We start from the raw sequence: 24,427 nt of genomic DNA, 5'->3' as shown, positions 1-24,427 counted from the left end.
CGCCGGGGAGCGGTGCGCGACCGCGGGGTCCGTCACCCCTCGGCCGGTGGCCCGCCCGCGGCCGCCGCCGTGCGCCACGGTCCGGCCGGGTGCTCCCCCGCCCCGCCGGGGCGGTGTGCGCCGCCCGCCTCCGGTGCCCCTGCCGCCTCGCCGAGGACGCCCGTCACCCCGTCGATGCGCCAGAGCGCCCGCAGCAGGCGTCCGCGGTCCCGGGCCGGTGGGCCCCCGAGGACGACCAGCCCCTCGCGCACGGCGGCGTCCGGACGCGCGGAGGCCGCCGTCCCGAGCACGCTGCGCAGGGTCCGGCGGACGTCGGCGAGGATCTCCGCGTCCGAGCGCAGGAACACCCGCAGCAGGTCGCGCCGGGTCACGATGCCGATGATCCGGTCCGCCTCGTCGACGACGGGAAGCCGGTCCACGCCACGGCGCTCCATCGCACGGGCAGCCACGGCGACGCGCTGCTCGGGGTGGACCGTCACGGCGGGCGCGGCCATCACGTGCCGGACCGTCAGCCCCTCGGCGGCGCCCTCCGCGCCGGACGGCTCCCGCGCAGCGCCCGTGCCGGGCCGGTCGCGCCCGCCGGACGCGAGGTCCCCCCGGGAGGCGACCCCGACCACCCGGTCCTCCCCGTCCAGCACCGGGGCCGCGCCGACCCGCCGCGCCGCGAGCAGCCTCGCCGCCTGCCCGACCGGCGCGCCGGGCGCGAGCGTGACGACCTCGCGCGTCATGACCTCGCCCACCGTTCGCTCTGCCATGTGCTTCCTCCTGACCGCGGTCCGCGCCCCCGCCCGCGTCCGCGCCGCACCCGCGGCACGGACCGTCGCGTCGGGTGTGCGCGCCGGGGCTTCGTCCTCCCGGCCAGGGTCCCGCGCGCCGCCGCCCGCCGGGAGGCCCGTTCGGTGCGTGCCCGCGGGGCTGAACGTCCCGTTCGTCCCGTGCCGGGGGGCCGCGCAGGGTGCGGGGCGCCCCGGAGGGGAGGGGCGGGGGCATCGGTCCCCGCCGTCACGTCCACCCCGCGTCACTCGCTAGGGTGAACCCGACGGGCGCGGGGGTGGAAGGAAGAGCGCTGTGGGCGAGGAGCAGCAGTTGTCGCCGTTGCCGAGGATGAGGCTCGACGAACTCCTGGAGGAACTCCAGGGCAGGATCGACGCCGTCCGGGGCACCCGGGACCGGGTGCACAGCCTGCTGGAGGCCGTGGTCTCCGTGGGGCGGGGACTGGACCTGTCCCAGGTGCTGCGCAGGATCGTCGAGGCGGCGGCCCTGCTCGTCGACGCCCGCTACGGTGCGCTCGGCGTGATCGGACCCGACGGAAGGACCCTCTCCCAGTTCCTCACCGTCGGGATCTCCGAGGAGCAGCGGGAGAGGATCGGGCCGCTCCCCGCCGGGCACGGGCTCCTCGGCGAGCTGATCCGCCACCCCGAGCCCCTGCGCCTCGGGGACCTCGGCTCCCACGCGTCCTCCTACGGCTTCCCCGAGCACCATCCGCCGATGCGGACCTTCCTGGGCGTGCCGATCCGGGTGCGCGAGGAGGTGTTCGGCAACCTGTACCTGACCGACAAGCGGTGCGGCCGGGAGTTCGACGCCGAGGACGAGTCCGTGATCGCCACGCTGTCGGTCGCCGCCGGCGTCGCGATCGACAACGCCCGGCTGTACGAGAGCTCGCAGCGCCAGCAGCGCTGGCTGCGGGCCGGAGCCGAGGTGACCAACCGCCTGCTGTCGGGCGATCCGCGCCACGAGGTGCTGGGGCTGATCGCCCGCAGGGCCGGCGAGATCGCCGCCGCCCGGACCGCCTCCGTGGTGGTGGCCGCCGTCGCGGGCGACCTGGCGGTGGAACTCGCGGTGGGCGACGACGCCCTTCTCGGCCGCACCGTCCCGAGGGAGGGCACCCTGGCGGGAGCGGCCCGGGCCGCCGGGGCGCCGTCCGTCACGGGCTGCCTGGCCGAGGACGGGCGCTTCACGGCCGACCCCCACGCGTCACCGGGCAGCGGCCCGGCCGTCGCCGTGCCCCTGGGCTCGGATCCGGGCGGGGCGCTGGTGCTGGTGCGCGGGAGCGGTGCGCCGGTCTTCACCGACGCCGAGCTGGAGCCGCTGCTGGCCTTCGCGGGACAGGCCGCGCTCGCGCTCGAACTGGCCGAGCGGCGCCGCGACGCCGAGCAGCTCGCCCTCTTCGAGGACCGCGACCGGATCGCCAGGGACCTCCACGACCTCGCCATCCAGCGCCTGTTCGCCACGGGGATGACGCTGCAGAGCGCGGCCCGGCTGGTGGACCACGCCGGCGCCGCCGAGCGCGTGGTCCGCGCCGTGGACGACCTGGACGAGACGATCAAGATAATCCGCTCGACCATCTTCGGCCTGAGGTCCCGCGACGGGGCCGACGGTCCCGGGCTGCGCGCGCAGGCGTCGCGGACCGTGGGGGAGTCCGTCACCTCCCTCGGCTTCCCGCCCCGCCTGAGCATGGAGGGGCTGCTCGACACGGACGTACCGGCCGAGATCGCCGACCATGTGGTCGCGGTCCTGGCGGAGTTGCTCAGCAACGCCGCCCGCCACGCCCACGCCACCCGGGTGGACGTGACCCTGAAGGCCAGCGCGGACGAGGTGCGGCTGACGGTCGCCGACAACGGCGGCGGCATTCCCGCGCAGGGGCGCCGCAGCGGCCTGGACAACTGTGCCGAGCGTGCCCGGGCCGTCCACGGCACCTTCGAGGTCGCCGTCCCCGAGGAGGGCGGCAGCCGCCTCAGCTGGAGCGCCCCGCTCGCCTGAGCCCGGGCGGCCCACACGGGCGCCGTGCGGGCCGGAGCACGGCCGCGCCGGTCCCGGGGTGCGGGGGAGCCTGCCCCGGGAGGCCGGGCGGTGGCGCCGGGGTCCGCCGGCGGCCGCCCCGCCCGGGAGGGCCCCGGGCACCGCCGGCCGCGGCCGCGTCAGTAGTCGCGCCACTCGTGCCGCGTGTACTCCAGGATCACCGGGTCCATCAGCGTGCTGGGCCGCACCTGGCGGGTCCGGCGGTCCACCGGGAAGACGGTCGAGGCCCGCAGGACCGCGTCGTCCAGGAACCGCAGCCGCGGCGCCCCCTCGCCCAGACGCAGCGGCGGGGGCTCCGCACCGGGCCGGGCCAGCACGAAGCCCCAGTTGCCGAAGCTGGGGACGTCCACCTGGTACGGCGTGGTGCCGTAGCCCGCCTCGGCGACCGTCGCCTCGACGGACCAGTAGGACTTCGGGGCGAAGAACGGCGAGCCGCCCTGCACGACCACCCGGCTGTCGGGCGTCAGCACACGGCGCAGCAGGTGGTAGAACTCGACGGAGTAGAGCTTGGCCAGCGCCGCGGTGTCCGGGTCGGGGAAGTCGATGACGACCGCGTCGTAGCGGCCGCCCGCGTCCCGCAGCCAGTTGAAGGCGTCGGCGTTGACCACCGACACCCTCGGGTCCTCCAGGGCGCCGCCGTTGAGGTCGCGCAGGGGGCCGAAGCCGCGGGCCAGACGGGTCATCGCCGGGTCGAGGTCGACGAGCGTCACCTCCCGGACGTCCTCGTAGCGCAGCACCTCCCGCAGCGCCAGGGCGTCGCCCCCGCCGAGGACCAGCACCGAGGAACGGGGGCCGGCCAGGGCGGGGTGCACGAGCGCCTCGTGGTACCGGTACTCGTCCACGGACGAGAACTGCAGGTCGCCGTCGAGGAACAGCCGGGTGTCGGCCTCGCCGGTGAAGGCCCGGGACCGTGTGACGACGATGTCCTGGTAGGGCGTGGTCTCGGCGTGCACGATCGGGTCCCGGTACAGCTGCTGGCGCGCGGTGACCTCGATGTCGTCGGCCAGCGCGTAGACGGTGCCCAGCACGGCCAGTACCGCCGCCATCCCGCCGAGCAGGGCGATCCGCACCCTGCGCCGGATCTGCCGCCGGAAGATCCACACGACGACGAGCACCCCGGCGAGCGCGTTGACGGCGCCGACGACGAGGGCGCCCTTCAACTGGCCGAAGACCGGCAGCAGCAGGAGAGGGAAGCAGAGCCCGCCGACGAGCGCGCCGATGTAGTCCACGGCGAACATGTCGGCCACCGCGCTGCCCGCCTCCTGGCGGCGGATCCGCTGGAGCAGCGTCATCAGCAGCGGGATCTCCGCGCCGATGAGCAGGCCGACGGCGAAGGCGACGGCCACCATGGCGGGCGTGTAGACGCGCAGCCAGGCGAAGGCCACGTACAGCACCAGCACCGACAGCCCGCCGGTCAGCGCCAGCAGCCCCTCGACGACGGCGAAGGCGCCGACCGGGCGCCGCTGGAGCGGCTTGGCCGCCAGCGAGCCCACGCCCATCGCGAACACGACGACCGAGATCACGACGGACGTCTGCATCACCGAGTTGCCGACGAGGTAGCTGCCCAGTGCCGTCAGGGCGAGTTCGTACACCAGCCCGCAGGCGGCGCACAGGAACACCGAGAGCAGGAGCAGGAAGCGCGCCCCGCGGGCGGGCGCCGCGGGGCGGGGCGGCGGCGGTGCCGCGGTACGGGCCGCGGCGGTGGTGGCCACCGGCGCTAGGAGACGGCGGCGCCGACCATGAAGGCCGTGCCGAGGTACATGGCGGCCTGCACCCACGCCGCGGGGTGCGGGCGGTCGCCCTGGTCGTCGAGGACGGCCTCGCCGAGGCGACCGGGTGTCAGCAGCCCCACGACCACCGACACCAGTGTCATCACGGCGACACCCGCCAGACCGTAGAGCAGGGTGCTCAGCAGCCCCAGCCCCAGGCCCTGCTCGGACTCGCTCGCCCGGATCGCCTGGTCGATGACGAGACCGATGGCGAGGGTCTGCCCCGCCAGCAGCACCGCGGCGCCGCGGTTGCGCTCGGTCCACACCACATGGACCAGCTTGCCGGGCGTGACCAGGTCCAGCGCGACGAAGCCGACCGCCATGACGGTGAAGCCGACCAGGCCGTAGAGCAGCGAGATGCCTGCCGATTCCATGATCTGTGACACGGGGGTGCCTTTCGGGACGTCCGCGGGGGAGGGGCGGGAGGGCGTACGGAGGAGGGGTGGTGCGGGCCCGCGGCTACTTGCCCGAGCCGGGGCCGCCACCGCGGAAGGAGGCGCTGTCCGGGTTCGGCCACACGCTGCCGACGCGGGGGCGCCACCGGTGGTAGCCGGTCCGGTAGTCGTCGATCTCGATCCGGCTGCCGCCGCCCGCGAGGGGGGTGACGGCCACGATGTCGTTGCGGTAGCGCAGGAGTTCGGCGCCCTGCGTGCCGGAGCCCGCCGGGACGCTGAGCCGGTCCACCGCGCGGGTGTTGGCGTCGATCTCCCGGGCGACGGCGCCCACGGGGTCCAGGGTGTCGACGTAGCCGCCACCCGTGCCGGCCAGGCGGTACTCCTGCCGGATCCACGAGGAGGGCACGGCGTTGCCCTCGTTCCCGCCGCTCCCGCAGCCGGCCAGCAGGGCGGTGGCCAGCAGCGCCGCCCCGGCGGTCCGGGCGGTGGGCGTGCCGGTGGTTCGGGCGGTCCTCATCGGGCCTCCAGACGGGTGTGCGTCGCCACGATCCGGTGGCTCTGCGGGTAGGTGTGCCAGGTACGCCAGGAAGGCCCCCTGCCGCCGTCCTCGGCGCACAGGGCCGTGACGGCTTCCTCGGATCCGGGGAAGACGCCGTACAGGGCGGCCGGATGGCCGTCCGCGTCGCCCCGGATGCGCGCCACCCGGGCGGAGAACTCCTCCGCGGACAGCCGGTGGACGACGGCCGTGAAGCGGTAGGTCCAGCCGTCGAAGGCGCGTACCGCGGTCCGCGGCAGCCCGCCCGCGACGCCCGGGAGGCAGGCGACGGTCTCCCGTACCGGACCGGCCAGGACCTGGTGGGAGGCGCCCAGCAGGCGGAGCTGCACCGCGACGCCCGCCACCGTCACCTCGCGCACCGCGAGCGCCTCGTGCACGGGCCGGTCCAGGGCGAAGGACAACTGGTCCGCGCCGGTGTCGAGGTAGGGGACGGCGAGGGCCGTGCCGGTCACGCGTCCGGGTCCCGGTCGGCGCGGGCGCCGGCGCCGCGGCGGACGGCCGGCATCCCGCGCGGTGCGGACTCGGGCGGCACGGCGGACGCGGCGGTCGCTGGGGACGCGGATATCACAGGGCGGTTCCACGGGCTCGGCACGGGCAACAGGCGCGCCGAGTATGGCACAGCGGGTCGCGGGGCCCGCGGGCCGGTGGCCGTCCGCCCCGGCGGGCGGGGCGGAGCCCTCCCCGCGCTACGGGGCGTCAGTGCCTGCCTGCGGCCGCGCCGGTCAGCCAGTCGTACGCGGCACGGGCGGTGAACTCCCGCTGGCCGCCCGGGAAGAGCAGGTCCGCGTCGCGGAACGCGGGGTCTTCGAAGGTGCCGTCGACGTACGGGACGGCGATGCACCGCATCCCCGCGGCCCGGGCCGCCCGCGCACCCGGGGGCGCGTCCTCCACCGCCACGCAGTCCGCGGGGGAGACGCCGAGCCGACGCGCGGCCTCCAGGAAGACGTCCGGCTCCGGTTTGCCGCGGGCCACCTCCTCGGCCGAGACGCGGACCGGCAGCCGGTCGTCCAGTCCGGCGCCCGCGAGCACGGCCTCGATCGCCGCGCGCGAGGATCCGGACGCCACGGCCATCGGCACGCCCCGCTCCGCCAGCATCGAGGTGAAGGCCCGCATCTCGGGGAAGGCCGCCGCGGAGGTCCGGGCCAGCTCCAGGTAGAGCCGGTTCTTCTCGGCGAGCAGCTCCTCCAGCGGGGCACCGAGCCCGTAGCGCTCGCGCAGCGCGTGCAGCGTCTCCCGGGTGCCGATGCCGATGAAGGCGGCGTGCTCCTCCCAGCCGAAGCCGTCGACCCCGTGGGCGGCCAGCAGCCGGCGCCCCGCCTCGAAGTAGGCGGGCTCGCTGTCCACCAGGGTGCCGTCGAGGTCGAAGACGACCGCGGGGAGATCACGCGCAGTGCTCATCCACCCAGCATCCCAGGACCGCCCGGCGCCTTCTCAGCGTGCCCGCCCGGCGGCCCGCCCCACCGCCTCCACCAGCGGCAGCAGCCGGTAGGGGACCCGTTCCCGCAGCGCCATCTCGGTCCGGGTGCGCACCACGCCCGGCAGATTGATCAGCCGCTGGATCACGTCCTCCAGGTGCCCGTTGTCGCGGGCCGCGACCCGGGTCAGCAGGTCCCCGCCGCCGGTGATGGAGAAGGCCTCGATGATCTCGGGCACGGCGGCGAGCGCGTCGCCCACGTCGTCGAGGTGGCCCTGGGTCACCTCGATGTGGACGAACGCGAGCACCGGGTGACCCAGGGCCGCGGGGGACAGGTGGGGGCCGGTGGCGGTGATCACCCCGTCCCGCTCCAGACGGTCGATCCTGGCCTGGAGGGTCCCGCGGGCGATGCCGAGGATGCGGGCGTACTCGCGCACGCTGGTGCGCGGCTGCTCGATCAGCAGCCGGAGGATGCGGGTGTCCAGCTCGTCGACCGCCATGGTGCGCGGGGCCTTTCTCGGGTGCCCCGCGGAGGGCCGCGGGGCGCCGCCGGTGGCCCCGCGTGCCCAGGGGGCGCTTCGGGCCGCCGGCTCCTGTCCGGTCGCAGCGACCGTACCAACGGCCCCGGCATACCGCGCCTCGGGCCCCCGGTGGCCCGGCGCCGGGCCCCGCGTGCGGGCGGCCGGGGGCGTGCCCCCGGCCGGTCCGCATCGTTGGTCAGGCCATGGACACGCACCCCGTACCGCACACCCCCGCCCGCGCCCGCCTCCGCGCCGCCGCGGTGCTCGCCGCCGCGGTGGCGGCCGCCGCCTGGGCGGCACCGGCCGCCTCCGCCTCCCCCGCCGCCCTCGCGACGGGGGCCGTGGGCGAGCTGGTGGCCCCGGAGGCGCTCACGCTCACCGAGCAGGAGGGGGCGCTGGGCGTGGACGCGCCCTTCCTCCAGCGGTAGCCGCCCTCCCGGGGCAGCCGGGGCCCGTGGCGGGCCATTGGCACCCCCTCGGCACCGCCGGGCGGGCCATTGCTGTGCCAATGGCCCGGTCGATCGCCGGCGAGTTGAGCCACCGCCCCCGCGGATGCTCTCATGGGGAGGTCAATGGCGCTGCGGACCCCGCGGCGCCTTTCTCATGTCCGGGAGACCGGGCCGCCGGAACGGGGGCAGGAAGCAGTGCTGAAGAGGGTGTTCGTGGCTCCGGACCCGGGGCGGCTGCGGCTGCGTGTCTCCACGCGCGCCGTCCTGGGGATCTCCCTCGCCGTCGCGGCCGCGGAACTGGCCGGGCTCTCCCTCACCGCCTCGATCACGGGCGGCCTCGCCGCCCTGCTGGCGCTGTTCACCGTCATGGACACCAGCGTGCGCGCCCAGGCGCTCACCACGGCGCTGCTGCCGGTGGTGGGCTTCCCCGTGCTGGCGCTCGCCACCACGCTCCACGACCGGCCGCTGCTGCGCGCCGCCGCCTGGCTCGCCGTGGTCTTCTGCGGCGCCTACGCCCGGCGCTTCGGCCCGCGGGGCCATGCGCTCGGGATCTTCGCGTTCATGATGTTCTTCGTCACCCAGTTCCTGCACGCCGTCCCCGCCGAGCTGCCCTCCCTCTTCGCGGCCGTCGCGCTCGCCCTCGCCGCCGCCTCCGCCGTCCGCTTCGGCCTGTGGTGCATCGAGCGCCGGACGCCGCCGCCCGCGGCCCCCGCCGCCCCGCCCGCCCGCGGCCTGGCCCGGGCCACCACGCGGCAGGCCTTCCAGGTCACCGCGGCCTGCGCCGTGGCCATCGCCGGAGGCCAGGTGGTGTCGGGGGAGCGCTGGTACTGGGCGGTCGGCACCGCCTGGTGGATCTTCGTCAACACCGCCTCCCGCGGCGAGACGCTCGTGCGAGGCTTCCGCCGGGTGGTGGGGACGGTGGTCGGCATCGCCGCGGGCCTGCTCGTCGCCGTCCCCCTCGCGGGGGCCCCGGCACCGACCGCCCTGCTCGTCGCCGTCTGCGTCTTCGGCATCTTCTACACGGCCGCCCCGTCCTACAGCTGGATGATGTTCTTCGTGACAATGATGGCCGGCCTGCTGTACGGGCTGCTCGGCGTGCTGAACTCCGGACTGCTGGTGCTGCGCGTCGAGGAGACGCTGGTCGGGGCCGCCGGGGCGGCGATCGGTGTGGCGCTGGTGCTGCCGGTCACCACCCACGCCGCCACCGACGCCTGGATCCGGCGCGCCGTCGCCTGCGTGCACCGGTGCACCGGGGCCGCCGCCCGCCGCCTCGCCGGCGACGCGTCCGCCGACCCGGCCCCGCACGTCGCGGAGCTGGAGCTGCTCCTCGGCCGGGTCCGCATGTCGCTCGCCCCGCTCACCCACCCGCTCAGCCCGCTGAGGGCCCGCAAGGCCCGCGCCCTGAAGGTGCTCGCGCTGCTCGACGTCTGCGCGCGGGAGACGAAGGGGCTCGCGGCCGTCGCGGCCGATCCGCACGCCTCCCACGACGCACGGCTGACGGCCGCGTGCGGCCGCGTGGAGGCCGCCGTGCACGCGCTGGTGCCCCCGGGCGCCACGCCCGGCCCCGCCGTGCCCGCGGGCACGGCCCCCGTCCCCGCCGTGCCCGCGGCCCCGCAGGTCCCGGGCCTGCCCCACCACCCCGGTGCCGAGGCCGCCCTCGGCCATCTGCACGGTCTGGAGGAGGCCCTGGCGGCCCTGGCCGCCCCGGTGCGCACGTCTCCGCGCGCGCCCCTGGTCCCCGCCTGACCGCTGCGGTGCGCGCACCCCGGGCGCGCCCGCTCACACCGCCCGCCTCCCCTGCTCCTCCGCGCGACCCGGCCCCCGGGGGGACGCGCGCCGCGGCCGTAGGCCATAGTGGTCTAGACCTAATGTGCTCGGTTGGCGCGACCCGGCGCGAACCGAGGGGCCGAGAGGGGAAGCCGTGTCCGGCACCGAGGCGGCAGCTGCGCGCGCACACGCCTACATCGGATCGTTCACCTCGGCGGGCGGGCACGGCATCACCGCCGCCTCCGTGGACGCCGCGACCGGGGCGCTGACGGCGACGTACGCCACCGCGGCCGTCGCCGACCCGTCCTACCTGGCGGTCCGGCCCGGCGGACGCGTCCTGTACGCCGTCTCGGAGACCACCGAGGGCGCCGTCGCCGCCTTCACCGCGGGCGACGGCACCCTCACCCCGCTGGGGAGCCCCGCCCCGGTCCGCGGGGCGGGGCCCACCCACCTCAGCCTGACCGCCGGCCTGGACCGGGTACTGACCGCCAACTACGGGTCCGGCAGCGTCAGCGTGCTGCCCCTGCGGTCCGACGGCTCCCCCGAACGCGCCGCCGCCGTCCTCGACCACCGCGGCCGCGGACCGGACCCGGACCGCCAGAGCGGCCCGCACGCCCACCAGGTGCTGCCCGACCCGACCGGCCGCTGGATCCTCGCCGTCGACCTCGGTACGGACTCGGTGCGCGTCTGCGCCCTCGACCCCGCCTCCGGGCGGCCGGAGGTCCGGGGGGAGGCGGCCCTGCGCCCCGGGACCGGACCACGCCACCTGGCCTTCCACCCGGCGGGCGGCCATGTGCTCGTCCTGTGCGAACTCGAGCCCGTAGTCGCCGTCTGCCGGTGGGACGCCCGCGCCGGAGTGCTGCGGCCCGTCGCCGAGATCCCGGTCGTGCCCGAGGGCGCCCGGGGCGACGCCTACCCCTCCGCCCTGGTCGTCGCGCCCGACGGGCGGAGGGCCTGGGCGGCGGTCCGCGGCCACGACAGCATCGCCGTCCTCGACCTCGCGGACGGTCCCGAGCGGGCCCGGCGGGCGGCCTCGGTGCCCTGCGGGGGGCACTGGCCGCGCGATCTGGCCGCGGACCCGCGGGGGCGGCGCCTGTACGCCGCGAACGAGCGCTCCGGGGACGTCACCTGGTTCGACGTCGACCCCGCCACGGGGCTGCCGCAGCGGGCGGGCTCCCTCGCCGTCCCCGCGGCCACCTGCGTCGTCTTCGGCTGAGCCCGGCCCGGCGCCGTCCCGGGGGGTGCCTCCGCCCCCCGGGACGGCACCGGGCCCGCGGCGGGGCCCCTTACGGGGCGGCCCGCCGCGGGCCCGGGAGGAACCAGGACCGACGCGGCTCCCGCCGCGTCCGGCCGATCAGCGCTGCGTACCCTGCGGCTGGGCGAGGCCCAGCTTCGACGCGTACTGCGACAGCACCAGCTTGCCGACCGCGGGGTAGGCCCCGAGCGGCTCCGCGGCCGCGCACCCCACCTCCTTGGCGGCGGCGTCCAGCAGGCCCTCGGGCAGCTCCGGCCCGACCAGGTACGGGGCGAGCGCGAGCTGCACCGAGCCCGCGCCGCGCAGCTGCTCGGCGACGGCGGCGACCGAGCCCTCCTCGTCCAGGGCGGCCGCGATCACCGGCACGGCGAGCCGCGCGGCCAGCAGCATGCCCGTGATGCCCGCGGCCTGCACAGCCTCCTGGCCGCCGACCGTCGCCAGCACGATGCCGTCCGCGGCCGTCGCCACGGTGAACAGCCGGGCGCGGTCCGCCCGGGCCAGGCCCGCCTCGGACAGGCGCACGTGCACGGCCTCCGCCAGCAGCGGGTGCGGTCCCAGGACGTCCGTCAGCTCGGCCGGTGCCCCGCTGTCCGCGACCGCCTGCCGCACCCTGCCCATCAGGGCCTCGTCCGGACCGGCGAGCAGCGGGACGACCACCGCCGCCGGGCCCTCCGGCTCCGCGGCCTCGCGGCCGGCGGCCCTGGCGAGCTCGAAGCGGTCGCTGCGCTGCGCCGCGGCGTGGGAGACCACCGCCGCGAGCGTGGGGTACTCCGCGTCGTCGCCGTCCAGGTAGCCGATGCCCACCTCGAGGCCGGGCAGCTCGGACCGGGCGATGCTGACGACCTCTTCGGCCAGACTGCGCGCAGGCGCGGACGGAGCGCCGGGCACGGCGAGCACGAGGACGGGTGCGCCCTCGGGAGCGGCCACCGGCTCCGGGCGGCGGTGTCGCCCGGACTGTCGGGGTCGCGGCATTCGTACGGGCAGGCCGGGTGCGGGCCCTGTGGAGGAGCTCATGGCGCCGCATGCTACTGGTTTCGCGCCCCCCGCCGTTCGGGGAGGGGGCGGTCGTGCGCCATCTGTCCGTGTTTATCCGTTCGAGGATGTGCGGTTCCGCGCGGAACCGTCCGCATGGACCTCCAGCAGCCCCGCGGCCTGCGGCAACAGCGGGCCCCCGACGGCGAGCGCCTCGGCGAGCAGCAGCGCCCCGGCCAGCGGATCCCCCGCCGCGGGGACCACCCGGGCGTGGGGGATCCGCCGGGCCAACTCCGCGTGCAGCGGCTCCAGCAGCGGTGCGCCCAGACGTACCAGGCCGCCCGTGACGGCCACCGGCACCTCGCCCCCGCCGGGCCCCGAAGGCGGGGGGCACACGGCCTCGGCGGTGTCCGCGAGATGCTCCGCCGCACGGCGCAGGATGCCGGCGGCCACCGTGTCGCCCGCCGACGCGCAGCGCGCCACCTCGGGCGCGAACGAGGCCAGCAGGGCAGGGCGGTCGGGCCGGGGGTACAGCAGCGACGGCAGCCCGCCGGGCGGTCCCAGGACCGCCTCCAGCCGCCCCAGCAGCGGCCCGGAGCCGCCCCGGCGCCCGTCGTGGGCGCGCAGCGCCGCCTCCAGGCCCGCCCGGCCGATCCACGCCCCTCCGCCGCAGTCCCCCAGCAGATGGCCCCAGCCGTCGGCCCTGCGCCAGGTGCGCAGATCGGTGCCGAGCCCGATCAGCCCCGTGCCCGCGGCGACCACGGCTCCGGGCCGCAGCCCCAGGGCGCCTGCGTAGGCGGTGACGGCGTCGGCCGCCAGCGCGAGCCGGCGCAGGCCGAACTCCCGCTCCAGGGCTCCCGGAAGCTCCGCCCGCAGCCGTCCGCCGAGCGTGGCCATGCCCGCGGCGCCGACCACCGCGGCCGACAGTGCGGGCCCGCCGGACCGCTCCCGCAGGCCGCGTGCCATCGGGGCCAGCAGCTCCAGCAGATGCCCGGCGTCGATCCCCCCGGGCCCGGTGCGCACCGGTTCACGGCAGGACGCGGACACCGCCGTGCCGAGCGACCCGGCGGGGGCGAGCGCCGTGCGGATCCCCGAGCCGCCCGAGTCCGCACCGAGCACCCAGGGCGCGGCGCCGCCCGCCGTGCCGCTCACGGGAGCTGCCAGTCCACCGGTTGCGCGCCCTGCCGGACCAGCAGGTCGTTCACCTTGCTGAAGGGGCGGGAGCCGAAGAAGCCGCGGTCGGCCGACATGGGGGAGGGGTGCGAGGACTCGATCGCGGGCACGTCGCCGAGCAGCGGGCGCAGGTTGCGCGCGTCGCGGCCCCACAGCACGGACACCAGCGGCTTGCCGCGGGCCGCCAGCGCGCGGATGGCCTGCTCGGTGACCTCTTCCCAGCCCTTGCCGCGGTGGGCGCCGGGCTTGCGCGGGGCGGTCGTCAGGGCGCGGTTGAGCAGCAGCACCCCCTGCCGTGTCCAGGGGGTGAGGTCGCCGTTCGACGGGCGGGGGTGGCCGAGGTCGGCGTGCATCTCCCGGAAGATGTTGTCCAGACTCGGGGGCCAGGGGGAGACGTCCGGTGCCACCGAGAAGCTCAGCCCCACGGCGTGCCCGGGCGTGGGGTACGGGTCCTGACCCACTATCAGCACCCTCACCTCGTCGAAGGGCTGCTGGAAGGCCCGCAGCACCTGGTTCCCGGGCGGCAGATAGGTGCGGCCGGCGGCGATCTCCGCCCGGAGGAAGTCCCCCATGGCGGCGACCCGCCCGGCCACCGGGGCGAGGGCCTCGGCCCAGCCCGCCTCGACGATGTCCTTCAACGGTCGCGCAGTCACGGTGGGTCACTCTACTGGTGCGCGGAGACACCCCGCCCCGGGGCCGCCGCACGGGACGGTCCTCGGCTCAGGTCGTCCGGCAGCAGATGCCGGGCGGAGGCCGGCAGCCGCCCGACCCGCTCGGCGTCCTCCGTCTCCGCCGGCAGCCGGCAGGCGAACACGGCGGTACCGGGGCCCGGCCGGAGAACACCTCCTCGTACAGCGTCCAGGTGGCCCCGGCCGGCGCGGCGTATAACGTGTCAGGACAGTGCCGCCGCCCGCACGCAGAGCACGTCCGGCAGGTGCGCGAGGAGCCGCTGCCAGGTGTCGCCGTCGTCGGCGCTCGCGTACACCTCCCCGTTGCGGTTGCCGAAGTAGACGCCCGCCGGGTCGGCGTCGTCGGTGCACAGGGCGTCCCGGAGCACCGTGCCGAAGTGGTCTCCCTGGGGGAGGCCCGTGCCGAGCGGCTCCCAGGAGGCGCCCGCGTCGCCGGTGCGGAAGACGCGGCAGCGCCGCTCGGCGGGGACGCGGTCGGAGTCGGCGGTGATGGGGAACACGTAGGCGGTGTCCGGGCGGTGGGGGTGCCCCGCGACGGCGAAGCCGAAGTCAGAGGGGAGGCCGCCGCCGATGTCGGTCCAGGTGGCGCCCGCGTCGTCGCTGCGGTACACGCCCCAGTGGTTCTGGAGGTAGAGCCGGTCGAGGTCGCCCGCGTCCCGGGCGATCTTGTGCACGCACTGCCCGAACTCGGGCGCCGGGTCCGGGAGGAAGACGGCGGAGACCCCGCGGTTGGACGGCTCCCAGCTCGCTCCGCGGTCACGGGAGCGGAACACCCCGGCCGTCGACACGGCCACCGTCACCGCGTCCGCGTCCCGTGGGTCGGTGAGCACGGTGTGCAGCGCCTCGCCGCCGCCGCCCGGGACCCAGTCGGAGCGGGTCGGGTGCTCCCACAGCGGGCGCACGAGTGCGAAGCTCTCGCCGCGGTCCTCGGAGCGGAACAGCGCGGCGGGCTCGGTGCCCGCGTACACGACGCCGGGTTCAGCGGCGGCGGGGTGCAGCTGCCAGACGCGCTCCAGCGAGGCACCGGTGTCCTTGGGGAACCGCACCGCCGGGCGCTCCGGTTCGCTCCACGTGCGGCCGAGGTCGTCGGAGTGGAACACCGACGGGCCCCAGTGGGAGCTGTCCCCGCCCACCAGCAGGCGGGGGACCGCGGACCGGGTGTCGACGCCGATCGAGTAGACGGCCTGGGCGTTGAAGTGCGGGCCCTCGAAGGTCCAGCTCCCCTTGGTGCGGCGCCCGGTGAACAGGCCCTTGCGCGTGCCCACCGCCAGTAGTACCTCGGTCATCTCGGACTCCCTCCAGGACGGCGTCGTCGCGGACACCGGCCAGTCTGCACCCGGCCGCCCGTGTCGGCCCGGTGGCGCGGGCGGCCCGGCGCGCCGGTGCCTCGGAGGGGGGACCGTCGGCCGCCCGGGAACTCATCGCCGGGCGGCGGACGCTCCCGGCGCACGTGGGCGCGCCGGGGTGCCGGACGGGGGCGTCAGACGGAGCGGTGGTACTGCGGCGGCACGTGGACCTCGGCGCCGAGTTCGCGTGCGGTCCGCCGCGCCCACGAGGGGTCGCGCAGCAGCTCGCGTCCGAGCAGCACCGCGTCCGCCTCCCCGTTGGCCAGGATCTTCGCGGCCTGGGAGGGCTCGGTGATCAGGCCCACGGCGGCGACCGGCAGGGAGGTCTCCGCCTTGACCCGGGCGGCGAACGGCACCTGGTAGCCCGGCCCGGTCGGGATGCGGACACCGGCCGCGTTGCCTCCGGTGGAGACGTCGAGGAGGTCGACGCCGTGCTCCTTGAGCAGCGGCGCGAGGCGGACGGTGTCCTCGGCCGTCCAGCCGCCCTCGTCGAGCCAGTCGGTCGCGGAGATGCGGAAGAAGAGCGGCAGGTGGTCCGGCCAGACCTCCCGCACGGCGTCCACGACCCGCAGGGCGAGGCGGGTGCGGTTCTCGAAGGAGCCGCCGTAGGCGTCGGTGCGCCGGTTGCTGTGGGGGGAGAGGAACTGGCCGATCAGGTAGCCGTGCGCCCCGTGGATCTCGGCCACCTCGAACCCGGCCTCCAGTGCCCGCCGGGCGGCCGCGGCGAAGTCCCGGACGACCGCCTCGATCTGCTGCGCGGAGAGCTCCGCCGGCACGGGGTGGCCGGTGTCGAAGGCCACCGGGCTCGGGCCGACCGGCCGCCACCCGTGGCCGTCCGGACCGACGGGGGCGCCGCCCTTCCAGGGCCGGTCGGTCGAGGCCTTCCGCCCGGCGTGCGCTTGGTTCACCGACTATCATGTATCCCATGACACCGCACATCAGAGGTACAACCCCTGCCCCCGCCGGGGCACTTCGCGTGATCGGAGCCATCCGCCTCAGCCGGTACACCGACGTCACCACGTCCCCCGAGGTGCAGGAGAGTGCGATCACCCGCGCCGGGGGACGCGTGGGAGGAACCTTCGTCGGATGGGCCCGAGACGTTGACGTCTCCGCGCTGAAGTCCGCTCCGTGGGAGCGGGAGGAACTCTCCTACTGGCTGGAGCGCCCCGACGAATGGGACGTCTTGATCTGGCAGCGCATGGACCGTGCTGTGCGCGACATGGCCGATATGGCGGATCTGGGGCGCTACGCCAAGACGCACGGGAAAAGGCTCGTCTTCGCCTCCGGACCCGGGGGCGATCAATTGGAGCTCGACTTCAGCTCCCCCATGTCTGAACTCATCATGCTGATTCTCGCGTTCGCGGCTCAGCTTGAGGGGCAGACGATCATGGAGCGGAACCAGGGAGCGGCTGCATACCTTCAGTCGCTCGGACGATGGCCCGGAGGGGTTGTGCCCTATGGCTACGCTCCCGGGCGCCGTGTGTTCTCCGACGGAAATGAAGGGTGGTGGCTTTTCGAGCACGCCGACGAGGATCCGACCCGCTCCACGGCGGATATCCGCCGGCACATGGTCGCCCTCGCTATCGCAGGGCGCTCCTATTCCGATGTGTTGCGTTGGGTCGTCGAAATGGGGGCCATCACGCCTGCCAACCATCGGGCGTCCCTGGCGGACCGGCCTGAGCGCTCCGATAGCCGATGGAACCTCACCGTGGTGCGGGAGATGCTCCTCTCGCCCGTCATGCGCGGGCACCTCGTGAAGAAGGACGGCACCGTCGTCAGGGACGAGCACGGCGCCCCCATCCTCCAGGGCGAGCCCCTCGTGGACGACGAGACGTGGCACAGCCTTCAGGACGCACTGACGCTGCGTGCGACGGGGAACCGCGGGCCCCGCAGGAAGGACGGGCATCCGCTCCTGGGCATCATCGTCTGCGGCGTGTGCGAGAGGAACATGTTCATCAACTGGTACAAGCAGGGGGACGTGAAGCACGAGGTGTTCCGGTGCTCCGGGAAGGCGCACGAGCCCGGTGTCCCGGCGCTCAGCATCGGCGCGAAGGGAACCCTGGAGTTCGTGGAGCGGGAGTTCCTCGCTCACGTCGGGCCCATGCGCCGCACGCAGATCGTCCGCCGGCCGGGAGCCGACCACCGGGCGGAGATCGCGGACCTGACGGCCGACGTCGAAGAGCTCTCCGTGCGGCTCGCCTCGCTCCGTGGGCGCGCGGCTGACGCCGTCGCAGCGCAGCTTCAGGCGCGCTCGGACCGCTTGGAGGCGCTGGAGGCAACCCCCGTCATCCCCGCCCGGGAGGAAGTCGTGGAGCTCGACGCCACGTGGGCCGACGACTGGAGGGCCGAGGAGTGGGGCCCGGCCCGTCGCCGCATGCTGGAGGAGACCGGCGTCAGGGTCACCGTGCATCCTCCCGGGCGTTGGAGGGCCCCCGCGGAGGAGCGGCTGACGTTCGAACTCGGCACGCACGTCGATCCGGAGGAAGACGCGCTCGACGACATCCGGTATCAGGAGAGCCTTTAGGTAACGAGTTGGTAAAGGATTGCAGGGGGCGCGGGGCTCACCTCCCGGACGTCGCGCCCCCTCGTCGCTCGCCTCCACGTCAACCGGAGCCGCCCGCTCCTCCACAGGGCCCTGTGGATAACTGCGGAGAGTGAGGAGCTGAGGGTGTGGTGTGACTCTGAGTGCCTAGCTAGGCCATTCTGAGGGCCAAAGTGTCGAACTAACCCCCTGTTTCATTTTCTTCTAACACGCGTTAGAGAGAAGTAGAAATAGGGGGTTAGTTTGCCACTTTGGCATGCAGTCTGCCCGGGGCCGCCGGGGGAGGGGGCAAGATCGTTTAGACCGAACATGCCCCACATAACAATAGTAGGAGGGAAATTGCGGCGGCCGGCGACTGGCGCGGCTCCCAGCCCTCCTCGACGGCCAGCGCCGCTCCTGCGCTCCCCCGCCCTCTCCTCCGGGGTTGAGCGTGGTCGAGCGGCCTGGCCGTCCTTCAGATGTCTCGTCCCGCGGGGACGAGGAAGCCGTCCCTGACGGTGCCCCGGGGCAGACCGGGAGCCGGCGGGAGCGCACCTTTCGTAGCTCAATGGTCTAGAGCCCCGCGTTGTGGTCGCGGTGATCCCGGTTCGACTCCGGGCGGAGGGACGTACGCCTCGCGGGGAGGCGTTCGGCGTGCGACGTGGTGCACCACGGCAACAGTCGCCGGGAAGGTAGCTCCAGCCCCGCAACGCCTCCGTAGCTCAGTTGGAAGAGCAGCGCCCTCGTAAGGCGCACGTCGCAGGTTCGAACCCTGCCGGTGGCTCTGCGCGCGTCTAACCGGCCTCCTGGAGCCAGGACGTGCGCCGCTCGAACTAGGCAGGGGTCACGCCTGTGCTGACGACGGGAGAGCGACGACGTTGCGCGGTGTGAGGCAGTACACGCGCGCCGAAGAACACAACCGGCGGTGAAATCGTGGGTTCAAATCCCACCGCAGCGTCAAGCCGCAGTAGCCCAATTGGTAGAGGCGCCTGGCTCAGGTCCAGGAGGTTGGGGGTTCGAATCCCTCGTGCGGTACAGGGGGCGTCCCGTGCGTGACTGATCAGCGCGTGCCCTGCTGGTGGGCCCCGGCTCAGCCGGACGCAACCCACGCTGTCCGACGGCGGGACCCGGGCAGCAATCCTCCGCGCCGTCCCTGACGGCACTGGCGCGGCTATTCCTCGTTGGTGCAATCGGTAGCACGCCGGGCTCTGGACCCGGAAGTTGGGGTTCGAATCCTTGACGAGGAGCAAGGCAGTCTTCGGGACGTCGGTCCTGCCTACCAAAGACCCTGACGACGGAACGTGGCCAAGAGGTAAGGCGCCCGCTTTGGGAGCGGGAGAGCGCAGGTTCGAACCCTGCCGTTCCGACGGTACAGCCCCGCCCCGGAGGAAAGTTCCCGGGAGCGGGGCTGAGGTGTGTTCAGGCAGTCGGCAGCTCGATCGTGAACGCCGGCTCGTCGCTGAAGGGACCCGCCTCGCCCGTGTACCCGACGGTCCCACCCTTGCGGCCGACGTCGAGAATCATGAACCCGGTGACGGACTGACCGGGGCGGTAGGTGGTGTCCAGGTCCGGGCCCTCCCCGACGCCCTCCAGCGTCGTGGCTCCCTGCGCGGCAGTCTCCTCGTCCTCCCAGTACATCGAGCCGTAGCCGGCGAACTCGGCGTCTGCGTCACCGACGTTCTTGACCGTGAGAGTGACCTTCACGAACTGACCAAGATCCGGCTCGTTCGTCGTGTTGATCTCCTCGGGAGTCACGTATTCGACGCTGTCCACGGTGACGCTGAGCTTAGACGTCACCTGGTAGTTCTCGCCGTACTCATCCGTCTCGCCCGTGTCGAAGGTGACGGTCTCCCCGACGCCGGCCGACGGCACCGGGGCGGACGAGGAGGGGTCTGCGGACGTCGGTGTCGCGGACGTCGTTTCCGGCGCGACTTCGCTTACCGCGACGTCGGTCGGCTCTGCCGGCTCATCCGCCGAGGAGCAGCCGGTCAACAACGCTCCGAGCATGGCCGCGGGCAGCACTGCCCACCGGACGTACACGCGCATATCGAACCCCCATGAAACGGGCGCGCCAACCGCGCCGCAGGAGCGCCAATCGTACGTCACAACTCGTCACGAGGAGGCGATATGGCGTGGTCCGGAAGTACCCGCCGGCAGCGCCTCCCGCGCGACTGGCCGCGCATCCGACGGCGGATCATCCGGCGTGACAAAGGCCGCTGTACGGCCGTCTACAGCGACGGCACGCGCTGTGTGGAGCCCGGGACGGACGTGGACCACATCGTCCCCGGAGACGACCACACAGACGCCAATCTCCAGCTTCTCTGCGGCTGGCACCACAAGCACAAGAGCGCCACTGAGGGCGGCACTGCTGCCGCACGGACGAGGGTCCGCACCGAGCGTCCCCGACCGACACACCCGGCCCTGGAGGACGACTGATGAACTCTACGACGATGACCGCGGGAATCCCGCTCTACGTGCATCCTGCGGTGGACAGCCGCGCATGGGCGGCCCTTGCGACGCCGGGACAGCCCGTGTCGTGGGTGGTCGTCAATCAGTCCAGCGGCCCTGGCGATCCTGAGGACACGGATCTGACGGACGCTGCGTCTGCGGTCATCGCGGCCGGCGCGACGGTTTGCGGGTATGTGGACCACAACTACGGGGCGGTCGTTGACTTCACGGTGGTGACGCAGGCGACGGAGTGGGTCTCCCGCGGCATCAAGGGCGTCTTCCTGGACCGTGTGAGCGCGGATGAAGCGGACCTCCAGGCGGTGGGGGCGACGGTTCTTCTCCTGCGGAAGGCGGGTGTGGAGTACGTCATTCTGAACTGCGGCACGCTGCCTGCGGCGGGGTATCTGGACATCGCTGACACGGTGGTCACCTTCGAGGGTACGATGGCCGCGTACGAGGCTCTGAGCGCCCCTGAGTGGACACAGAACTTCCCGCCTGAGCGGATGTCCCACCTTGTGTACGAAGCCGCCGCAGAGGACGTCACAGAGGCTGTACGCCTAGCCCGTAGGCGCGGTGTGCACCACCTGTACGTCACGGACGGTACGTTCGCCAGTGGCAACCCATGGGGCGGACTTCCGGACTACTGGGCACCGCAAGCGCAGGCACTGACGCGCTATCCGGCGCGGCCTACGCACCGGTGGGTGCGATGAGCGACGGTGCGCGGGTGGAGATCCTGGAGCCTGACCACGAGCCAGGCTCTGGTGTGCTCGCCATGCGCGTCCGGGTGAACGGGGTCGACGTGGGTACGCTCGCACGGGCCCCGAAGGTGCACACGGGAGACGGGCGGACGAGCATGACGACCGTGACCCTCGTCCTGGTGCCGTCGGCGGTGGAGATCAAGGGCGACGAGGACGCGACCGGCAACACCGTGATCGGATTCGCCTAACGATCTCCAATCAAGATCACCCGGCCATGATCACCAGGGGGGTAACCCCTGATCATCCACCCTGAAGACCGTCAAGGTGCTGGTCCTCGCGCTCTGTACGGGTCTGGGGGATGCGGATGAGGCGATCTCGCCCCCGTGCGAGTGCGGCCCGCAGGGGCCCGCACAGCGCCTCCTAGGGGGTACTGAGCCCGGACCTAGCGTCGGAATGTGTGACCGGCCGGCATGGTCGATTGCCATGAAGCCGCAGGTGGGAGGCTTGAAAGTGTGACACCCCTGAGCTACGATGAACCCATGAAGAGGACGTGCGCAATGTGCCCCGCCGAGCTCCCGCTCATGGCGCGCTCGCACGCACGCACGTGCTCTCCCCGCTGCCGTAAGGCGATGTCCCGCGCAGCGAAGAGCGACGCGACTCCCACCGAGCTGAAGACCCGCGACAGGTGGGTTCGACGCTCCGCGGCGAAGGTCCCCCTGACGGTCGGCGGCATGCCGGCCTCGTCGACGGACCCGCAGACGTGGAGCACGCACACGGACGCCACCTCTTCGACGGCCGGCGTCGGTCTGGGCTTCGTGCTGTCCGACACGGACGACGTCGTATGCCTGGACCTGGACCACTGCTTGAACCCGCTCACTGGGCGACTCGCCCCGTGGGCCGCAGCCATTCTCCGCGACGCGGGCACCACCTACGTAGAGGTGTCCCCGTCCGGCGACGGACTGCACATCTGGGGCCGCGCTGACGTCCGGCAGGGACGGCGCATCCGACGCCCCGACGGCACGGCTGTAGAGATCTACGGGACCGGCCGCTACATCGCAATGACGGGCCGCCGACATGGCTCCTGCCCGTCCATCCTCGCGGACCTCTCCGCGGTGGTTTCCAAACTGACGGCGTAGCCCCCGACATGGGACGGCGCTGCCGTCCGACCCGGGAGGTACTCCATGGACGGCGTCTTCACGCAGTGCCACGAGCGGCACCCGGAGACACGTCAGCGCTGTGTGCGACTGGCGGGGTCTCACGATGAGCACGCGACAGACCACGCACGCGATGTGCACTGTTGCGTCTGGGTGGCTGAGGAGGGAGACTGATGGCCGGCCGCGGACCCGCCCCTAAGGACTCATCCAAGCGCCGTCGGCGCAACGCCACGGCGCCGGATACCGTCCTCGTCCCTGACGAAGAGCTGCGCGGCCCGGAGCTGCCCCCAGGCGTCCTTGGCGAAGAGGGCGGCGTCACCGTCGAGTGGCACGCCATGACTCAGCTCTGGTGGAACTCCTGGCGCACGTCGGCGCAGGCGCAGACCTTCACCGACACAGACTGGCTGTTCCTCATTGACACCGCCCTGATGCACCACACGATGTGGGCGAAGGGACGCTGGGAGTTCGCCTCTGAAGTCCGCCTCCGTGCGGCCAAGTTCGGCGCCACGCCGGAGGACCGGGCCCGCCTGAAGCTGAAGGTCGACGACCCCACGACGCGCCAGCAGGCGCCCGCACAGCGCCCCGACAACGTGTCGGACATCAACTCCCGTCGAGCGCGACTCACCGGGACCGACGGATAAGGAGCACCCGTGCCGCGCGCTATCGTGCGCGCCCCCGGTCATGACCGCTCCCGCTCCCTCGGGTGGCTCGCGGTCGCATGGATGGAGCACTTCGTAGTGCACGGCCCTGGCGACGTCCAGGGCGAACCTGTGCGCCACGGCGACGAATACACCGGTTTCGTGGTCGACTGCTACGCGGTCGACGATGACGAGGGCCGACTCCTCTACGACTCCGCTTTTTTCTCCCGCCCGAAGGGCTGCGACAAGTCGGGCCTAGGCGCCCGCATCGGCCTCTTTGAAGCCTTCGGCCCCGCCCGCTTCGACGGTTGGGCGGAGGGCGGAGAGGTGTACCGCGACCCGTGGGGACTGGGCTTTGAGTACGTCTACGAGCCTGGCGAGCCCATGGGCCGGCCGGTCAAGGTCCCGTATCTCCGCATCATGGCGACGGAGGAGGGTCAGACCGGCAACGTCTTCGACACCATCCACTTCAACCTGACCGACGAGGCGTCGCTACTCTCGCAGGTCCCCAACGTTGACGTTGGGCTGACCAGGATCATCCTCCCTGACGGCGGAGAGATCATGCCGTCAACCGCCTCGTCCTCGTCGAAGGACGGCGGCAAGGAGACGTGGGTCTGTTTCGACGAGACCCACCTCTACAACACGCCTGAGCTGCGGCGGATGTATTCCACCGTGACCCGTAACCTGCGCAAGCGGAAGCGCGGCGCGCAGACGTGGTACCTCGAAACGACCACCATGTTCGCCCCGGGGCAGGACTCCGTGGCAGAGCGGACGTACGAGGAAGCCGAAGCCATCCGCGACGGCCGTAAGAAGCGCGGACGCTCGCGCCTCATGTACGACCATCGGTGGGGCGAGTGCAAGAACCTGAAGGACGAAGACGAACTCCGCGCAGCTCTCGTTGACGCCTATGGCGACGCGATGGAGTGGATGGACCTGGAGTCCCTCGTAGACGACTTCTACGACCTCCGCAACGACTCCGCTGACGGCCGACGCTACTTCCTCAACTCCCGCACGGTCGCCAGCGACGCATGGATGGACCCCGACGCGTGGGCCCTGTGCCGACGCGCGGAGGAGATCGCCGCGGGGGACCTTGTGACGCTGGGCTTTGACGGCTCGATCCGAGACGACGCAACGGCGCTGACTGCCTGCCGAGTCTCTGACGGCCATCTGATGCTCCTCGGTTGCTGGGAGAAGCCGGAAGGCCCGGAGGGCGACGGGTGGCAGGTGGACCGTGAATCGGTGGACGCTTCTGTGGCCCGTGCCTTCGAGCGCTTCGACGTCTGCGGCTTCTACGCCGATCCGCCGCACTGGCAGGACTACGTGGACGCGTGGACGCGCGACCACGGTGACGGCCTCCAGGTACGCGCCACGCAAGCCCGTCCGCTGGAGTGGTGGACCAACCGGCCAACCGCCATGGAACACGCGCTTGACCGTTTCATAGAGGCCGTGGACGACAAGGCGCTCTCGCACGCGGAGTCGCTCGACCCCGACGAGGCCAGTCGCCTACTCCGTCTCGGAGCCACGCTCTCCCGTCACGTGAAGAACGCGCGCCGCCGTCCGATGGGCCGGAATCACCTGGGCATCGGCAAAGAGCACGCGAAGAGCCCGAAAAAGATTGACGCCGCGATGAGCGCCGTCTTGGCCTACGAGTGCCGCGCTGACGCGGTAGCCGCTGGCATCACGAAGCGCAAAAAGCGCTCGTCCAAGCTGATCGCCTTCTGAGGAGGTTCGTGAGTGCCTATCGATGCATCGGAGGTGGAGTCTCCCGGGTGGTGGCTTCAGCGACTGGGGCTCCGGCTCCTGTCGGAGCGGCGAGACACACGCGACTCTGACGGAGAGATCACACCCGGGCTCGACACGCTA

Annotated in this window: 23 protein-coding genes, 5 tRNA genes and 2 pseudogenes; 16 read left to right on the top strand and 14 right to left on the bottom strand. The window is 73.6% G+C overall.

The features are described from left to right. Positions 1-32: 32 nt before the first annotated feature. Positions 33-755, bottom strand: a complete 723-nt coding sequence (locus tag NPS70_RS28550) for an HPP family protein (protein WP_305885948.1) — start codon at positions 753-755, stop codon at positions 33-35. A 349-nt stretch (positions 756-1,104) separates the two neighbouring features. Between NPS70_RS28550 and NPS70_RS16720 the strand changes: the two genes are divergently transcribed. Beyond that, positions 1,105-2,760 carry a GAF domain-containing sensor histidine kinase gene (locus NPS70_RS16720; RefSeq protein ID WP_256525125.1) on the top strand — a complete coding sequence of 552 codons (1,656 nt, stop codon included), beginning with the start codon at positions 1,105-1,107 and terminating at the stop codon, positions 2,758-2,760. A 158-nt stretch (positions 2,761-2,918) separates the two neighbouring features. Here NPS70_RS16720 and NPS70_RS16715 read toward each other — a convergent pair whose 3' ends face one another. The 6 genes from NPS70_RS16715 to NPS70_RS16690 form a co-directional block, all read right to left on the bottom strand. Beyond that, entirely contained in the window at positions 2,919-4,511 is a 1,593-nt protein-coding gene (locus NPS70_RS16715; protein ID WP_308315020.1) for a polyamine aminopropyltransferase, read from the bottom strand. 5 nt (positions 4,512-4,516) lie between these two features. Beyond that, positions 4,517-4,954: a DUF350 domain-containing protein gene (locus NPS70_RS16710; RefSeq protein WP_256525065.1), complete on the bottom strand. Its 438-nt coding sequence runs from the start codon at positions 4,952-4,954 to the stop codon at positions 4,517-4,519. Between the two features lie 73 nt (positions 4,955-5,027). Further along, positions 5,028-5,480, bottom strand: coding sequence for a DUF4247 domain-containing protein (locus tag NPS70_RS16705; RefSeq protein WP_256525064.1), 453 nt, complete (start codon positions 5,478-5,480; stop codon positions 5,028-5,030). Further along, on the bottom strand, positions 5,477-5,971 hold the full coding sequence (locus tag NPS70_RS16700; RefSeq protein ID WP_256525063.1) for a DUF2617 family protein: 495 nt from the start codon (positions 5,969-5,971) through the stop codon (positions 5,477-5,479). The genes NPS70_RS16705 and NPS70_RS16700 overlap by 4 nt, the downstream gene beginning before the upstream one ends. A 244-nt stretch (positions 5,972-6,215) precedes the next feature. After that, complete coding sequence (locus NPS70_RS16695) at positions 6,216-6,917, bottom strand: HAD family phosphatase (protein ID WP_256525062.1); 702 nt, start codon at positions 6,915-6,917, stop codon at positions 6,216-6,218. 33 nt (positions 6,918-6,950) lie between these two features. After that, the gene (locus tag NPS70_RS16690) at positions 6,951-7,433 is read right to left on the bottom strand and encodes an Lrp/AsnC family transcriptional regulator (protein WP_256525061.1); all 483 of its coding nucleotides are present in this window, start codon (positions 7,431-7,433) and stop codon (positions 6,951-6,953) included. 224 nt (positions 7,434-7,657) lie between these two features. On the opposite strand from NPS70_RS16690, the gene NPS70_RS16685 reads away from it, so the two are divergent. The 3 genes from NPS70_RS16685 to NPS70_RS16675 all read left to right on the top strand — a co-directional run bounded on the left by NPS70_RS16685 (position 7,658) and on the right by NPS70_RS16675 (position 10,886). Further along, positions 7,658-7,882, top strand: coding sequence for a hypothetical protein (locus NPS70_RS16685; RefSeq protein WP_256525060.1), 225 nt, complete (start codon positions 7,658-7,660; stop codon positions 7,880-7,882). Positions 7,883-8,101: 219 nt separating this feature from the next. Continuing rightward, positions 8,102-9,649, top strand: coding sequence for an FUSC family protein (locus NPS70_RS16680; RefSeq protein WP_256525124.1), 1,548 nt, complete (start codon positions 8,102-8,104; stop codon positions 9,647-9,649). Positions 9,650-9,824: 175 nt separating this feature from the next. Further along, positions 9,825-10,886, top strand: a complete 1,062-nt coding sequence (locus NPS70_RS16675; RefSeq protein ID WP_256525059.1) for a lactonase family protein — start codon at positions 9,825-9,827, stop codon at positions 10,884-10,886. Between the two features lie 138 nt (positions 10,887-11,024). On the opposite strand, the gene NPS70_RS16670 is transcribed toward NPS70_RS16675, so the two are convergent. From NPS70_RS16670 to NPS70_RS16650, 5 genes and pseudogenes are all read right to left on the bottom strand, one after another. Then, positions 11,025-11,939 (bottom strand): sirohydrochlorin chelatase, encoded by a 915-nt coding sequence (locus NPS70_RS16670; RefSeq protein ID WP_256525058.1) that lies wholly within the window; start codon positions 11,937-11,939, stop codon positions 11,025-11,027. 72 nt (positions 11,940-12,011) lie between these two features. Beyond that, complete coding sequence (locus NPS70_RS16665) at positions 12,012-13,049, bottom strand: BadF/BadG/BcrA/BcrD ATPase family protein (protein ID WP_256525057.1); 1,038 nt, start codon at positions 13,047-13,049, stop codon at positions 12,012-12,014. Next, positions 13,046-13,723 carry a uracil-DNA glycosylase gene (locus tag NPS70_RS16660; RefSeq protein ID WP_256525056.1) on the bottom strand — a complete coding sequence of 226 codons (678 nt, stop codon included), beginning with the start codon at positions 13,721-13,723 and terminating at the stop codon, positions 13,046-13,048. Before NPS70_RS16660 ends, NPS70_RS16665 begins: the two co-directional genes overlap by 4 nt. A 239-nt stretch (positions 13,724-13,962) precedes the next feature. Beyond that, on the bottom strand, positions 13,963-15,045 hold the full coding sequence (locus NPS70_RS16655; protein ID WP_256525055.1) for an exo-alpha-sialidase: 1,083 nt from the start codon (positions 15,043-15,045) through the stop codon (positions 13,963-13,965). Positions 15,046-15,239: 194 nt separating this feature from the next. Then, positions 15,240-16,013: pseudogene (locus NPS70_RS16650) on the bottom strand (tRNA-dihydrouridine synthase); the annotation flags it as partial. A 17-nt stretch (positions 16,014-16,030) separates the two neighbouring features. Here NPS70_RS16650 and NPS70_RS16645 point away from each other — a divergent pair. The 7 genes and pseudogenes from NPS70_RS16645 to NPS70_RS16615 all read left to right on the top strand — a co-directional run bounded on the left by NPS70_RS16645 (position 16,031) and on the right by NPS70_RS16615 (position 18,993). Beyond that, positions 16,031-17,629 carry a recombinase family protein gene (locus tag NPS70_RS16645; protein WP_256525054.1) on the top strand — a complete coding sequence of 533 codons (1,599 nt, stop codon included), beginning with the start codon at positions 16,031-16,033 and terminating at the stop codon, positions 17,627-17,629. Positions 17,630-18,180: 551 nt separating this feature from the next. Then, positions 18,181-18,253 (top strand) — tRNA-His (locus tag NPS70_RS16640). Between the two features lie 84 nt (positions 18,254-18,337). Next, positions 18,338-18,410: transfer RNA gene (locus NPS70_RS16635), tRNA-Thr, on the top strand. 86 nt (positions 18,411-18,496) lie between these two features. Then, a pseudogene (locus NPS70_RS16630) lies at positions 18,497-18,587 on the top strand. Then, positions 18,588-18,661, top strand: a tRNA-Leu gene (locus tag NPS70_RS16625). Between the two features lie 140 nt (positions 18,662-18,801). Then, a tRNA-Gln gene (locus NPS70_RS16620) sits at positions 18,802-18,873 on the top strand. A 48-nt stretch (positions 18,874-18,921) separates the two neighbouring features. Further along, positions 18,922-18,993: transfer RNA gene (locus NPS70_RS16615), tRNA-Pro, on the top strand. Positions 18,994-19,045: 52 nt separating this feature from the next. Here NPS70_RS16615 and NPS70_RS16610 read toward each other — a convergent pair. After that, positions 19,046-19,672 carry a DUF4352 domain-containing protein gene (locus NPS70_RS16610; protein WP_256525053.1) on the bottom strand — a complete coding sequence of 209 codons (627 nt, stop codon included), beginning with the start codon at positions 19,670-19,672 and terminating at the stop codon, positions 19,046-19,048. A 389-nt stretch (positions 19,673-20,061) separates the two neighbouring features. On the opposite strand from NPS70_RS16610, the gene NPS70_RS16605 reads away from it, so the two are divergent. The 3 genes from NPS70_RS16605 (at position 20,062) to NPS70_RS16595 (ending at position 21,908) form a co-directional block, all read left to right on the top strand. Next, positions 20,062-20,784: a spherulation-specific family 4 protein gene (locus NPS70_RS16605; RefSeq protein WP_256525052.1), complete on the top strand. Its 723-nt coding sequence runs from the start codon at positions 20,062-20,064 to the stop codon at positions 20,782-20,784. Continuing rightward, positions 20,781-21,020 (top strand): hypothetical protein, encoded by a 240-nt coding sequence (locus tag NPS70_RS16600; protein ID WP_256525051.1) that lies wholly within the window; start codon positions 20,781-20,783, stop codon positions 21,018-21,020. The genes NPS70_RS16605 and NPS70_RS16600 overlap by 4 nt, the downstream gene beginning before the upstream one ends. Positions 21,021-21,311: 291 nt before the next feature. Continuing rightward, a complete protein-coding gene (locus NPS70_RS16595; RefSeq protein WP_256525050.1) occupies positions 21,312-21,908 on the top strand; it encodes a bifunctional DNA primase/polymerase in 597 nt (198 codons plus the stop codon). A 221-nt stretch (positions 21,909-22,129) separates the two neighbouring features. On the opposite strand, the gene NPS70_RS16590 is transcribed toward NPS70_RS16595, so the two are convergent. Continuing rightward, positions 22,130-22,258, bottom strand: coding sequence for a hypothetical protein (locus tag NPS70_RS16590; protein WP_256525049.1), 129 nt, complete (start codon positions 22,256-22,258; stop codon positions 22,130-22,132). A gap of 3 nt (positions 22,259-22,261) precedes the next feature. On the opposite strand from NPS70_RS16590, the gene NPS70_RS16585 reads away from it, so the two are divergent. Both NPS70_RS16585 and NPS70_RS16580 read left to right on the top strand, forming a co-directional pair. Continuing rightward, positions 22,262-22,567, top strand: a complete 306-nt coding sequence (locus NPS70_RS16585) for a hypothetical protein (RefSeq protein WP_256525048.1) — start codon at positions 22,262-22,264, stop codon at positions 22,565-22,567. A 9-nt stretch (positions 22,568-22,576) separates the two neighbouring features. Continuing rightward, positions 22,577-24,286: a terminase large subunit gene (locus NPS70_RS16580; protein WP_256525047.1), complete on the top strand. Its 1,710-nt coding sequence runs from the start codon at positions 22,577-22,579 to the stop codon at positions 24,284-24,286. The last annotated feature ends 141 nt before the right edge of the window (positions 24,287-24,427 follow it).

The sequence above is a fragment of the Streptomyces sp. C10-9-1 genome (assembly GCF_024497955.1).
Classification (GTDB): domain Bacteria; phylum Actinomycetota; class Actinomycetes; order Streptomycetales; family Streptomycetaceae; genus Streptomyces; species Streptomyces sanyensis.
The sequence above is the reverse complement of the archived record's forward strand: the minus strand, read 5'-3'. Positions and strand labels throughout refer to the sequence as shown.

Coding starts and splice junctions, on each gene's coding strand:
- NPS70_RS16600 (WP_256525051.1), top strand. CDS start 20,781: ATGAGCGACGGTGCGCGGGTGGAGATCCTGGAGCCTGACCACGAGCCA.
- NPS70_RS16655 (WP_256525055.1), bottom strand. CDS start 15,045: ATGACCGAGGTACTACTGGCGGTGGGCACGCGCAAGGGCCTGTTCACC.
- NPS70_RS16645 (WP_256525054.1), top strand. CDS start 16,031: ATGACACCGCACATCAGAGGTACAACCCCTGCCCCCGCCGGGGCACTT.
- NPS70_RS16690 (WP_256525061.1), bottom strand. CDS start 7,433: ATGGCGGTCGACGAGCTGGACACCCGCATCCTCCGGCTGCTGATCGAG.
- NPS70_RS16685 (WP_256525060.1), top strand. CDS start 7,658: ATGGACACGCACCCCGTACCGCACACCCCCGCCCGCGCCCGCCTCCGC.
- NPS70_RS28550 (WP_305885948.1), bottom strand. CDS start 755: ATGGCAGAGCGAACGGTGGGCGAGGTCATGACGCGCGAGGTCGTCACG.
- NPS70_RS16720 (WP_256525125.1), top strand. CDS start 1,105: ATGAGGCTCGACGAACTCCTGGAGGAACTCCAGGGCAGGATCGACGCC.
- NPS70_RS16695 (WP_256525062.1), bottom strand. CDS start 6,917: ATGAGCACTGCGCGTGATCTCCCCGCGGTCGTCTTCGACCTCGACGGC.
- NPS70_RS16585 (WP_256525048.1), top strand. CDS start 22,262: ATGACTCAGCTCTGGTGGAACTCCTGGCGCACGTCGGCGCAGGCGCAG.
- NPS70_RS16610 (WP_256525053.1), bottom strand. CDS start 19,672: ATGCGCGTGTACGTCCGGTGGGCAGTGCTGCCCGCGGCCATGCTCGGA.
- NPS70_RS16595 (WP_256525050.1), top strand. CDS start 21,312: ATGAAGAGGACGTGCGCAATGTGCCCCGCCGAGCTCCCGCTCATGGCG.
- NPS70_RS16705 (WP_256525064.1), bottom strand. CDS start 5,480: ATGAGGACCGCCCGAACCACCGGCACGCCCACCGCCCGGACCGCCGGG.
- NPS70_RS16670 (WP_256525058.1), bottom strand. CDS start 11,939: ATGAGCTCCTCCACAGGGCCCGCACCCGGCCTGCCCGTACGAATGCCG.
- NPS70_RS16605 (WP_256525052.1), top strand. CDS start 20,062: ATGAACTCTACGACGATGACCGCGGGAATCCCGCTCTACGTGCATCCT.